The following is a 13534-nucleotide window of genomic DNA, read 5'->3' as shown; positions in this document are numbered from 1 at the left end:
AAATTATCTCTTTTTGGTTCTCTTTAACATCGTGTGGGTAAACGAAGTTTACCCGCCATCAAGAATATCATTGTATTCCTACACTTCTCAGTCTTCAATCCATATGATCTCTTAAAAGCAGTTTTAATTTTGTTGTTCAATCCTTCAACAACACCGTTGCTGATACCTTGTTTGATTGATTCCAATATCCCATGAGAATTTCTTTTAATCATCTTGGCCAATGTGATAATTTCCTTGATGTTGCTATGTGTTCCCCAATAATGCCATTTGTCAAGATATTCCCTCGCTACCTCTATATTTTTTATATCCCACAGACGTTGAAGTCCAAGCTTAAATCTGTAAGCTTTTGCTGTTTTAGTATCCAAATCTTTGATTGATCGAATCTTAGCTATTTCCCTATCCGATAGATTTTCAGGATTTTTCAACCACATGAATCTCGTTTTACCCAGATCTTTATTTGTTTGATACTCCTTTCTTCGAACCTTATCAATTGCATCATTCATCATTTTGACAATATGGAACTTATCGTAAACGATCTTAGCATTTGGGAAATATTCCCTTGCTCCACCCCTAAAAGCAGGATACATGTCCATTGAAATATACTTGATATTATCAGGGTCTATTTTTCTGGAAAGAACTTCCCTGAAGTTCTTGAAAACACTTCTTTTCTTTCCATTTTCAATATGAATTACTCTTGATTGATGTAGATCATAGAACAAGGTCACATAGCTGTGACCTTTTTTGACAGATATTTCATCTACTCCAATAGTATCTAACTCAGAGAGATCCATCTTTGCTCTGGCTTCTTCAACATAATGAGCTAGAATTATCCATACAGAATTTTCATGAATATTGATCAATTCAGCAATTGAAGAAACACTCATTTCTTTGGACATTGCAACGATTAGTGCTTCGAAAAATAATGTAAATCCAGTATTTTGTCTTGTCCATGGAACTTCAACAAGTTTTACATCATCTCCATCACACTTTGTTCGGGGAACTCGTGCATGAATGTATGTTTCATGATGGAAGAAATCAAGGTGTCTCCATACTTTTTCTTTGGTATCATGGAGATCACACAGTTTGTTGCAAACTGGGCAAGGGAACTTCGTTCCCTTGGTAAAATCTAGATAAATATCCATTCTTTTCTTAGAAACATTAAGATCAATGTCTTTCACATACCATGGAGGGGTTATTCCCAGAGCCATTTGAATCAAGAGTTTATCGTCCATCCAATATGGATTGGATGAACAGAATATTAAATTACCCACTCAATCTTGAGGAGATCCAGCAAAACAAATATCCTGCAGAATATCACAGAATGTTTTCTTCGCAAGACCTCTATGGAATTATCAGCATAAACGGCATAATTTTTAGGACAATCTTCTGTGCATAGACATCGCAATGTGCCGCCTTCGGCGGATGGCTACTTTGTTATTATATTTGAGATTGTTTTTGTGAAAATAGAAAACAGCAAAGTTATGTTACTTATATCAATAGGAATTTTACAGAGCAAATTTTTGTATTCTGCACAACAGCAATTGAACAAAAGAAAATTGGCAAGCAGTAATCTGAAAAGAGAATAAGACTAATAAAAAAGAAGTGTGCCCCGAAAGGGGCAGTTAATTAATTTTGCTTAAATTGTTTCACCGAAGTGACCGGAGACTATTGAAAGGTCCTGAATGTTTACAGTACCATCCTGGTTTACATCCCAGCGAGGCAGGTTTTCTGTGTAGGTCTGACCGTAGTTCTGACCAACAAGAGTAATGTCAAGTACATTGACAGTTCCATCCTCATTTACATCCCATCTTGGCTGAACGTCTGTTATGGTTATTGTACCTGATGAACTGACTTCATCAGTACCGTCGCTTACTGTTACCTTAATGGTATGTGTTCCTGCGGATTCGTAGTCTGTTGTCCATGTGTAACTGGTAGCTGTACTGACCTTCACACTGTCTATTTCAATGATGTAACTCAATGAATCTCCATCTGCATCGGTTGCAGCTACATTCACACCAATGATTGAACCTTCTTCAAATGTAGAACCATCTGCTGGTTCAAAGAGAGTTATCTCAGGTAAGTTGTTCAGTGGTGTCACAGTTATGCTCACGCTTACTGTATCTGTAAGATATCCGTCTGTAACCTCAAATGTTGCTACATATGAACCTGCATCTCCCTGTGATGGTGTCCAGCTGAAACTTCCGTCGTTGAATGTTGCACCGGATGGGAGTGATGTGGACGAGTAGCTAAGGTCATCACCATCTGCATCGTTTGCAGTTACTGTGAAACTCAGGCTCTGCTTTTCTTCTACTGTCTGTGCAGAGACAGATGTGAACTGTGGAGCTGTGTCAATCAGAACTGTTGCATTAGATACTGTGTATCCTGCAGGATTGGAGTTTGCATCACTAAGTATCACATCGGAAAGTCCAAGGTCAAGTATACCGGAGCTGCTGCCTGCTACCATCTCAATTGTAGCCATAACACCAGGGGAACTAATAGTTCCGCTGCCAACTATGGCTGTATAGACATTGTCCAGAAGTCCTGCTGCATTGTCAATACTGTCATACTGGAACGTTGTTGCAAGATCACCTGTTGTGAACAGGTCACCTTCATCTACTGTAGAGATACTTGCAAGCTGGCTGTACTGCAGGTCAAATTGTGAGCCTGTGAGAGCCTGGGTTGGATCAATATACACATCCAGACTGAATGATTCTCCCGGAGCTACTGTTGTAGTTGATGGGGATATTGAGATGGATGAGTATTCAGATTCTGCTGCTGCAGACACGACTACTGTCCATGACCTTGAGATAGTTCCTGCTGCTGCAGTTCCGTCAAAGGTTACTGTATGTGTGCCTGCTGTTGTCCATGCTTCTACATGTCCTGTTGTACCGGTCTCGACCTCTGTACCGTCAACAGACCAGACTGCACTTGTGAATTCCTGAGTTGTTTCTACAGAGAATGTTGTGGATTCACCTGTTGTTGCTGTCAGTGAGCTTGCTGATGGTGTGAATGAAAGACCTGTTCCAGAGGAAACTGGTGCTTCTTCAACAATCTCGCCTTCAGTTATTTCCCATGTCTGCACTACAGCTCCGTTTGAATTAAATCCGGAGAACATAATTGTAGTTGAACCAGATTCTACTTTCCATGTATAGTCCATTGAACCTGATGAAACGAGGTTTCCGTTTACATACCATTTCATGGTTGTCAATTCCTCATCAGCCCATACCTGGAACTTCTTGGATTCACCTGCTGTAAATGGATTGTCAGAGCTTGGTGCAAATCCAGTAATCTGTGGTTCTGTGCTACTCTCATCAGGGATGATTGCAGTGATTGTATATGTTGGAATGTTTGGATTCTCACGATACCAGGTTGAGTCTGGTGTGATGTCTGTGAGAGTTACTACGTCACCTGATGGGGATGTGATTGATGATACATAAGTAAATTCTAAATCATTACGTTCAGGATAATTTTTATAATAGCTGGCCAATGCAGGAGAATTCTCTCTACTTTCACTTGGAAGTGCGGTATGGCCATTGTAACCGGTTATAAATTCACTCTGATCCTTGGCCCATGAGTTTACACTTGAGATGGAAGCATCCTTTGATGCAAATTGTACCTTTGCATTTGATACTGGCTCTCCAGAATCTGTAATTACATTAATATCAATATAATTACAATCCATATATTCTGCATTATGCCCTCCAGCGAATGCATAGCCTGAAACTGATTTGACATTTAAAAGGCGTGCATTTTCCGTATCATAGAAATAAACAGGAGAACCTACAGTTAAAAATTTGGAATCAATTACATATAAATCCTCTACATAACCATATTCCAATCCCGTTCCAAAGTTAGCTGCAGAATTGCTTCTCACATTAGATGCTGTAACATTTAAGAAAGTCACGTTCTTAGCATAATTTGCATTAATAGCCATGGAGTCATTATAAGATGTCATATTTGCTACGAACAAATTTACAACACGATTAGGAGACATTCCTGCTCCAGATGCGTTGAATGATTCATAGTTGATTACATTAATATTATGAGATACTGTGGTTTTTGCCCTTACTGGAACAGCACCTGATTCATCATGAATATGCGAATCACCTGATGTTGCAAATGGTGAGGTTATCAAAAAGTTTTCATCATGTGAATTATACACTTTTGCATCTTTTACAGTTACATTCCATTGACCATGCAAATCAATTCCATTATGCCCTGCATTAAGAACAGTAACGTTGGTAAATGAACTGTCATGTTCGTACATAGTCATATCTAATCCAGACCATCCAGAACCTTCTATATAAATATTTTCAGCATGGTTATCATGACCTCCGTCCCATGAATCCCAATAAGGTTCATTTACACCACCAAAAAGGAAACTTACACCTGTTCCCCATCTCATTCCACCATTCTTTACAGTGAAATTTCTTACCGTCACATTAGTTCCATTGAGCATAGAGAAATGGGCATCAGTCATGTTTTCCATATAGATATTTTCAATAGTACTGTCGGTAATTCCAGCATCTATTTTGATACCAATATCTCCATTGTACACAGAAACGTCAGATATATTGAATGATCCCATACTAGGATATCTTTGCAATTGATATCTACCCAAATTATAAAATGTTAAATTAGAAAGATCTTCTGTGACCTCATCTATCTGACATATTATGTCTCCATTTGTTCCAACGATGACTGAATTGGACAAATCCCAAGTACCACCGTAGAAACGAGTGTCCCCAATTCTATCAAAAATAACTGTGTTATTCTCAAATAAGATTTTTCCACTGCTACCTGTAGAAATATATCCTACATCGTGGACAGTAAAATTATTATTTGAATTTTTGGTAATTAATGTTTGATCTGTATCCATTATTCCATCTACAAAAATACTATCATGTAATTGAGATGGAGTAATAGGCCCGTAAAGAATTCTTAATTGACCTGAACCTGAATATGCATCTGGATAATAATATCCACCTATAGTTGCTGCTGCTGTTACTTCAGTTAAAACTGATAAAGTTAAAAAAATTATAAACAAGTTTTTTATTATGGTAGTTTTGGATGCCATATGTGTCAAATTATTCATTGATATATATAAAGACCATGTTCACAAAATGAGAAATAATACATTATTACGAACATAAATTATACAATATATGTACATAAAAGGAAATGAATAAAAGTAATCTTCTAATGTTAAACCTAATAAAAAAATCATTACTAATTTCATAATCAGATTGAGGAATACAGTTCATCTTAAAGTAAAAATAGAGAAAACATTCAAATCAAAATATTAATGTACATCATTTTCATAATGTGTTTCTATTTTATTAAAATATGTACATAAACTGATCAATCAACAGAGAAATATTGCAAACTGCTTTGATTCTTCTTTTTAACAAGAGAATATACGTTTTTAAAATATGTAAAATATATCTTGCCGATTAATCGTATTTAAAAAAGATGGATCTCTTTAACATCGTGTGGGTAAACGGAGTTTACCCGCCATCAAGAATATCATAGTATTCCTACACTTCTCCGTCTTTAATCCATATGATCTCTTAAAAGCAGTCTTTATCTTATTATTCAATCCTTCAACAACACCATTACTGATACCTTGTTTAATTGATTCCAATATCCCATGAGAATTTCTTTTAATCATCTTAGCCAATGTGATAATTTCCTTGATATTGCTATGTGTTCCCCAATAATGCCATTTGTCGAGATATTCTCTTGCTACTTCTACATTTTTTATATCCCACAAACGTTGAAGTCCAAGCTTAAATCTGTAAGCTTTCGCCGTTTCAGTATCCAGGTCTTTGATTGATCGAATCTTAGCTATTTCCCTATCTGATAGATTTTCAGGATTTTTCAACCACATGAATCTGGTTTTACCCAGTTCCTTATTTGTTTGATACTCCTTTCTTCGAACCTTATCGATTGCATCGTTCATCATTTTGACAATATGGAACTTATCGTAAACAATCTTAGCATTCGGGAAATAGTCTCTTGCTCCACCTTTAAAAGCAGGATACATATCCATTGAAATATACTTGATATTATCATGATCTATCTTCCTGGAAAGAATTTCCCTGAAGTTCTTGAAAACACTTTTTTTCTTCCCATTTTCAATATGAATTACTCTTGATCCTTTCAGGTCATAGAACAAGGTCACATAGCTGTGACCTTTTTTGATAGAGATTTCATCTACCCCGATAGTATCTAGTTCAGAGAGATCCATCTTTGCTCTTGCTTCTTCAACATAATGAGCTAGAATAATCCAGACTGAATTTTCATGAATATTGACAAATTCAGCAATTGAAGAAACACTCATTTCTTTAGACATAGCAACGATCAATGCTTCAAAAAATAATGTGAATCCAGTGTTTTGCCTTGTCCATGGAACTTCAACAAGTTTTACATCATCTCCATCACACTTTGTTCGGGGAACTCGTGCATGAATGTATGTTTCATGATGGAAGAAATCAAGGTGTCTCCATACTTTTTCTTTAGTATCATGGAGATCACACAGTTTGCTGCAAACAGGACAAGGGAACTTCGTTCCCCTTGTAAAATCAAGATAGATATCCATTCTCTTCTTAGAAATATCAAGATTAATGTCTTTAACATACCAAGGAGGGTTTATTCCCAGAGCCATTTGAATCAAGAGTTTATCATCCATCAAATATGGATTGCATTGAACAGAATATTAAATTACCCACTCAATATTGAGGAGATCCAAAAAGATATGCTCTAAAACCCGTCTGTGTGTTTAAAATATTTCTACATATCCTATTATAAGAACGCGATTTCAACAATAACATACATATTTAATTCATACAAATTACATCAAATATTGAATGATATACTATAATTACCCTTGTCAACTAATCAATTGTGACTTAATAAATATTCTCTTATATTTAATATGTACAAGAATGACGATAGCCTTAGTAATAAGCTAATAGCATTAATAACGCCAATCATTTTCTTTTCTTAATAAAAAAAAATAATGTTTTAACTAGTTTACTAAATAGAAACTACCGACCTAATACTTTTTTGAAAATATTAACATCGTCATTATCAATTCCACCAAATAAATAAATCAATAGTAAATAACAAATTAAAACAATAGGAACCCACAATATAGAATTAAAGATTTGAAGTAATACATATAAAAATGCAGATACTATTACCCCAGGAATAACAGTACCATAGAATATCTTGAAGATTGATTTCAAGGGGACAAAATCTATATAGTAAAATGCAAAAACCCAATATACTATTTCAGTAACCAGTGTAGCAACAGCAGCCCCTATATAGCTGTATTTTATAATCCACATGTAGTTTAAGCAAATATTTATAATTGCACATATAATAGTAATTAAAGTTACATATTTCTGCTTGTCTATAGAAACAAGCAATTCTCTTGAAGGAAAATTTAGTGCAATTATGAGACTTGCAAATATTAATATCTGCAAAACTCGGATTGATTCTAAATATTGAACCCCATAAATAGTCAATATAACAAAATCTGCATAAAATGATGATAAAATAGCTATTAAAAGTGCAATTATTAGAATATACTTTGTTGATCGTAGATAAGTGAATATCAGAGATTCACTTGATACTTTGTAGTATTTAGACATTAAAGGGAATAAAGAAACCATCAAAGAACTAGGAATAAATAGAAAAGCTTCTGTAAGTCTGTATGCACCACTATAAATACCCACATCACTATTTCCTGAAATAAGAGATAACATTACTATATCAATTCTAAAATAAATAGCACCAAATAGCGATGCAAATGCCAATGGTAATGACTCTCGAAGCAACCTCTTACAAATATCATAATCAAATTTTATATTCAACCGTAGTATCCTAAAAGAAAATAAATACATCAATAACTTATGGACAGTGTCAGCAAGAACAGAGGCAATAGCAACCCCCATTAACCCATAATCTTTAAACATTACGAAAAAGATAGCTAGCAAAAAAACCACTCTACTAGCAATACTAAAAAAGACAGAATATTTCATCTTAAAACTAATTTCATAAATTATTCCATATGGTAAGGATGCACCAAGCAACAAACCAAAGGATATAACAATAACAATAATCTGAGTATCGTATGAATAATCCAATAATCCAATAGCTAAAACAGAACAAAAAAAAGCAATTATTGATAAAAATGATGACAATATGAATGAATTACCTAATATGCTTCCTGATTTATCCTCATTCCTTGATGATTCTCTAATCACTATGCCGTGTAGACCCAATTCAGATATTATTGTAAACAAAGACACAAATGAAAGTGCAAAATTATATGTTCCAAAGTCCTCACTGCCTAAATAACGTGCCATGTATACAACAATTAAAAGGCTTATTACTTTGGTTACTACTCGACCAACTAATAAAAAGCCAGAATTATACGCAATCTTTTTGGCAAGACTCATTTTATCACAGAAGTATATTATAGGATTTTCAAGAAATAAGTTATAAGGAATTATATAAGTTCAAATGCGTATCAACATTTGTCTCTAATGAGAAATTTTTCATGATATATTCTCTTAACTCATAGGGCGAGGATTCAGAGTGGTATAAACTTATTATATTCTTGTATAATTCATTATAATCGCGCGAAATCACACGCTGAGAGTTATTCAAAACTTCCTTGATAGCACCAGAATCAAATGCAATTACTTCACTCCCACATGCTATTGCCTCTGCAGCCACAAAACAAAATGCTTCCTCAAATAAAGAAGGAATAACCACGCAATCCGAAATGCTATATATATCAGAAAGATCCGATACCTTTCCTGTAAAATCACAATGATTTAACAAATTATTTTTTTTCGCTTCACTATAGAGATAATCTTTGCAGTCACCACTACCCACAAAAAGAAACTTAACATTTTCTATATTATCAACTATTAGCGGTGCTGCCTTCAGTAGACAATGAGGACCCTTGTCTTTACGCAATCCTATGCAGCTAACAATATACTCATCGCCAAGACCGAACTTTTCTTTTAGCTCTATAATATTTTCTTTTCTTTGGAATTTAGCCATATTGATACCATTGTATATGACCTGTAATTTATCAGACTGAATTCCATAATCTTTTGAATATTTTTGTTTTACAAAATTGGAAACACAGATGATTTTAGAAATTCCACTACCAAATAGAATGAAAGAAAAATAATAATAATATTTCCTGAATAATTTCTTTATGTTACTATGAGGCTTTCGTCCACCCATGTGATCAGTACAAACAACTTTTGTATTCAACACATACTTAAGTAAATTAATTGCTGAGTATGTGGGAAAGAAATGAAGATGAATTAAAAATGGCTTATGCTTTCTAATATTTGTAAAAAGCAATAAGAAATTGTAGAAACCAAACCTAGTAAGTTTGATTACTTCAATTTTTGCACCTGCTTCAATTAAAGGCTCTTCTACTGACCTAATAGGATAGTCACGGAATACTATTAAATGTTCATAGCCATTTGCAGTTAACTTTTTTGTGATAGCAATCAAAAACTCTTCAAATGAACCCTCTTTATTTGAATGTATATCACATATAGAAATTAATTTTTTTTTAGTTGAGTATTCGCCTTCCATACTAATTACTCCTTTTTTTAGCACTCGAATTTGCTACAAACTCAATACATTCATTTAACTTTAAGAAAAATGATTCAAAATTATTTTTGTTATCAAAAATTATACGAGATTTATTTCCCATTTCAAGCAACCTTTGTTTATCATGAGAAATTTGTTTCATTGCAGAGTAGAGATCATTTGACGAATTTTCTCTAACAATATACCCATTTTGATTTGGTGATATTAGATCATATGCTGAACCTACTGCAGAACTAGCAATTATAGCTTTGCCAAAAGCCATAGCTTCATTTACAACTAAGCCCCAAGGCTCATAAGATTCATTTATGAATATAGAAGGAAGAACAAAAACATCACACATTGAATAATAAGAAGAAATATCTTTTTTTTCAATCCTTCCTGTGAACTGTATATTTTTTATTCCTAATTGCCTAGATAATACTTCAAGCTTTGTCTTACTATGACCATCACCACCAACTATTAGAACTACATCAGAATCTTCCTGCTCCAATTTACTAAATGCTCGTAATAATACATCTACACCTTTTGATTCCACTAGGCGTCCTATAAATAAAAAAATAATTTTATTATCTAATTCAATATCAAATTTTAGATTTTTTACTGGATTATTACTATAGTCAACTGCGCATTGAGGATGAACAAATAATTTGTCAGAAGAAACATCCATTGAAGAATAGGCACTGTAGCTTTTAGTCCCCATTGCAAAAATAGCATCGGATCTTTTTGCAATCATTCGTATTGATAAATTTATAATTTTTCTGTAAAATGATGAATTATTCCAGTGCCAAAATTCAGTCATCAATATAAATTTTTTATTTTTAATTTTACTAATTAACCAACACAAATGCCAACTTGTGGAAGTGATGATAATATCACTTTTATCATTAAATAATTCCTGAATTAGCTGAATATACATTCCAACATCTTTGCCTAAAAAGATTGTATTTGTTTTTATAACACTGTAGTTCCAATTCTCTGGTATTCTTTCTTGTTCTTCAAACACATTCTTTTGCCCTCTACCTTGTTTGGTGAAAACAAAAGTTACATCATACTCTTGATTTAATTTTTCAAACAAATCTTTCCTATAATCCATATGAGCAGGATGTATCAGAGTTAACTTCATATCAATCACAGCATAGTTACATGAATATAAATAGTTACTCAACAGTCGTATCATGCACCAACATATTATATACATGGATATATTTTAAGATGACTTCATCCCAAGTATATTGTTTTGCAAATTCTTTTTGATTATCAATCATTTCTTTTTTATCATACTCATTGAGCAAATTAAAATTGTTTAATAATTCCACAATAGATTCTATCGATAAATCAAAAGTATTCAATGAATTAGATTCTTTCTGAATAAAATCACAAATACCTATGTTTCTAGAGAAATGAACAGGACAATCAGCTACGGACAAAGCTTCTAGGACAGCTAGTGGAAAATTGTCAAATCTAGATGGGTAAATAGCAATGTCTGCACTCTTAAGGTATGACTTAATTTCCATAACATTAAGTGAACCCAAAAAAAACACATACTGCTTAATATTTTTTTCAATACATATCTTTTCAAGTTCTTTTTTTTGAGGTCCTTCTCCAGCAATGTATAAAGTATATTTTCTATTTAATTTTTCAGATGCTATTGCTTCAATTAACAAATCAATTCCTTTTTCCCATGATAATCTACCATGATAGAATATACTAGTCATACTTTTATCCATTATAGAATATGATGGTTCACAATAATTAGCATCCCGAAACCACTCATTACCAATAGCATTTGGTATAACTATGCTTTTGGATACACCATATTTTATAAGTTTGTTATTCATGAAATAGGAATGAGTAATGATAGTATCAGCACTTTTAAGTAAAAAGGGAAGAAAAATATAAGTAAGAATATGCAACAGAGAAACAATATCTTTATAACTACTTTTTAATTCACTTCTTACATCACCATGATATTGCAATATTAATTTAGAACCTCTAATTTTGCAAAAAAGATAGAGCAAGAATTTGCTGTTAGGCAAAATTGTCGGTAAAACTGGTATGTGCACTATATAGTTAGAAGAGAGAGATATTAAATTGCTCCAGCATAATATATTAATATCAGGAAATTCTTCTTTTAGAGAACTTACATATTTTCTTTTAGAGAATATACTAATTTCATCTATGTTTACCTGTTTTTGATTGATGAACAGCTTCTTAAATATATCTCTTGATACTTTTGATGGAGCACCACCACCTATTGGATAATAAAATAATAAGTTCATTTTAACTACCTTAATAAACAAAGATGCTTAGCCTTCCACTGTCATATATCAATGGTTTATTTGCTGGAAGTGACTGGAACAACGGTTCAGATCTATAGTTATCATCAAAAAAATAGGATACGTTTAGACCTTCAACAAAGGTAATAGCGTTTTTGTTTGTTATTGGAAATTGAAGCATCCAATTTAAAAGACCGGAAGAAGTCGTTCCACTCTTCAGTACATATGGATTGTCAAAATAAAAATCGGTGCTTGTTACTGAATTTTTTCGGTAATTGCTTTCGTTTGGAACTAGAAATCCATTTATGTAATTATTTACATCATCTGAGTACATAGCAGGCAAACCACCATAAGAAGCAAATAAACGAGTTGTTTCAAATCCATTTCCTATTGCATACTCATCTGGACTAATATATTCTTGTATCCAATTACCAGTAACATACGTTTCCTCTCCCATATACCAATCATAATATCCCCCTACGATTCCTGTTTTGTAATGGGTAAAAAAGGATGAAAATGCAACATTGAGAATCAAAACTAAGATCAGGAATTGACGAATATACTTTTTATTCGTAGGATATATTTTAATGATATTAGAGAAACCAAATGTTCCTATTATAGTAATAAATAAATATGTTACTATGTACCCATATGTTTGATTGAAAGATAAGAAAAAAGTAGGAATGAAAGATATCAATAAGAACCATTCATTAATATCTTTGTTTTTCTTAAAAATTAAATATATAAAAGCCCCAATAAATATAGGGAAAATAAATCCCGCGTTTCTAATACTAATAAGAACAATGTCAATGATCCATTGATATCTAGAACCTGCTGTTATAAAACCAATTTTACTACCAAACAAAAACATAATGATAATGCAACTAACAAATACCATAAAATAATAGAAATTTATATTTCTTGCTTTTTCAGTAAATATGGGCTTTAAACTAATTAACCAAAAAATAGCATATGTAAAAATAACAATTGCTGAATAAAATAAAGCAAGATATACATAGTGATGAGTTGCCAGCAAAAATAATGCAACTACTAAATAAGAAAATAGATGCTTTTTTGAACCATAGATGGCTTTAAAAAGCATATATAAAAATAAAGGTAAAAATACAAGAAATTGTGCTCTTGTGGTGATGTTCCATGTTGTTAGTTCAACTGTACTTGCAGATAAAGAGAAAACAACGGAAAATATAAACCGATATATAAATTTATCAAAAAATATAGTTGCCAACATATAAGCTGAAAATATACTAAAAAAACCGAGCATGATACAAAAGATTAAAATTGTATATTCCATACTAATTCCTGTCAATTGAGATAAACCAGAAAGTGAAAATGGAACAGCGCTTGCGTAAGAATACGGATATAATCCAAATACGGACATCCAATTGATCCACCATTTAGCAATACCAAAATTTGTAACTGAATTTGCAACAGAATGAATAAAAAAGGAGTCATATCCTTTTTCGTGCGGAATACTTGGTATGCGAACAATAAAATTAGTAAGAATTAAAAGTAAAAATAAAATTAACTTCGAACTTTGACCTTCGTACAAGAATGTTTGCAATTGAGATATTGTTTTCTGCTTCATA

General features: G+C 32.8%; 8 protein-coding genes. All 8 read right to left on the bottom strand.

The genetic code is table 11. The features are described from left to right. Positions 1-23: 23 nt before the first annotated feature. The 8 genes from METTI_RS12755 to METTI_RS12720 all read right to left on the bottom strand — a co-directional run bounded on the left by METTI_RS12755 (position 24) and on the right by METTI_RS12720 (position 13533). Positions 24-1232, bottom strand: a complete 1209-nt coding sequence (locus METTI_RS12755; RefSeq protein WP_023844015.1) for an ISL3 family transposase — start codon at positions 1230-1232, stop codon at positions 24-26. A 404-nt stretch (positions 1233-1636) separates the two neighbouring features. Then, on the bottom strand, positions 1637-4879 hold the full coding sequence (locus METTI_RS15340) for an Ig-like domain-containing protein (RefSeq protein ID WP_156916288.1): 3243 nt from the start codon (positions 4877-4879) through the stop codon (positions 1637-1639). 603 nt (positions 4880-5482) lie between these two features. Then, positions 5483-6691, bottom strand: coding sequence for an ISL3 family transposase (locus tag METTI_RS12745; protein ID WP_023846235.1), 1209 nt, complete (start codon positions 6689-6691; stop codon positions 5483-5485). 358 nt (positions 6692-7049) lie between these two features. Then, complete coding sequence (locus tag METTI_RS12740; RefSeq protein WP_023846234.1) at positions 7050-8468, bottom strand: flippase; 1419 nt, start codon at positions 8466-8468, stop codon at positions 7050-7052. A gap of 40 nt (positions 8469-8508) precedes the next feature. After that, the gene (locus tag METTI_RS12735) at positions 8509-9633 is read right to left on the bottom strand and encodes a glycosyltransferase family 4 protein (protein ID WP_023846233.1); all 1125 of its coding nucleotides are present in this window, start codon (positions 9631-9633) and stop codon (positions 8509-8511) included. Between the two features lies 1 nt (position 9634). Beyond that, positions 9635-10774 carry a glycosyltransferase family 4 protein gene (locus tag METTI_RS12730; protein ID WP_048135470.1) on the bottom strand — a complete coding sequence of 380 codons (1140 nt, stop codon included), beginning with the start codon at positions 10772-10774 and terminating at the stop codon, positions 9635-9637. A 34-nt stretch (positions 10775-10808) separates the two neighbouring features. Then, positions 10809-11930, bottom strand: coding sequence for a glycosyltransferase family 4 protein (locus METTI_RS12725; RefSeq protein WP_023846231.1), 1122 nt, complete (start codon positions 11928-11930; stop codon positions 10809-10811). 10 nt (positions 11931-11940) lie between these two features. Beyond that, complete coding sequence (locus METTI_RS12720) at positions 11941-13533, bottom strand: hypothetical protein (protein WP_048135466.1); 1593 nt, start codon at positions 13531-13533, stop codon at positions 11941-11943. Position 13534 lies beyond the last annotated feature (1 nt).

This window comes from Methanolobus tindarius DSM 2278 (assembly GCF_000504205.1).
GTDB lineage: Archaea > Halobacteriota > Methanosarcinia > Methanosarcinales > Methanosarcinaceae > Methanolobus > Methanolobus tindarius.
The sequence above is the reverse complement of the archived record's forward strand: the minus strand, read 5'-3'. Positions and strand labels throughout refer to the sequence as shown.

Coding starts and splice junctions, on each gene's coding strand:
- METTI_RS12720 (WP_048135466.1), bottom strand. CDS start 13,533: ATGAAGCAGAAAACAATATCTCAATTGCAAACATTCTTGTACGAAGGT.
- METTI_RS12755 (WP_023844015.1), bottom strand. CDS start 1,232: ATGGACGATAAACTCTTGATTCAAATGGCTCTGGGAATAACCCCTCCA.
- METTI_RS12725 (WP_023846231.1), bottom strand. CDS start 11,930: ATGAACTTATTATTTTATTATCCAATAGGTGGTGGTGCTCCATCAAAA.
- METTI_RS12745 (WP_023846235.1), bottom strand. CDS start 6,691: ATGGATGATAAACTCTTGATTCAAATGGCTCTGGGAATAAACCCTCCT.
- METTI_RS12735 (WP_023846233.1), bottom strand. CDS start 9,633: ATGGAAGGCGAATACTCAACTAAAAAAAAATTAATTTCTATATGTGAT.
- METTI_RS15340 (WP_156916288.1), bottom strand. CDS start 4,879: ATGGATACAGATCAAACATTAATTACCAAAAATTCAAATAATAATTTT.
- METTI_RS12740 (WP_023846234.1), bottom strand. CDS start 8,468: ATGAGTCTTGCCAAAAAGATTGCGTATAATTCTGGCTTTTTATTAGTT.
- METTI_RS12730 (WP_048135470.1), bottom strand. CDS start 10,774: ATGAAGTTAACTCTGATACATCCTGCTCATATGGATTATAGGAAAGAT.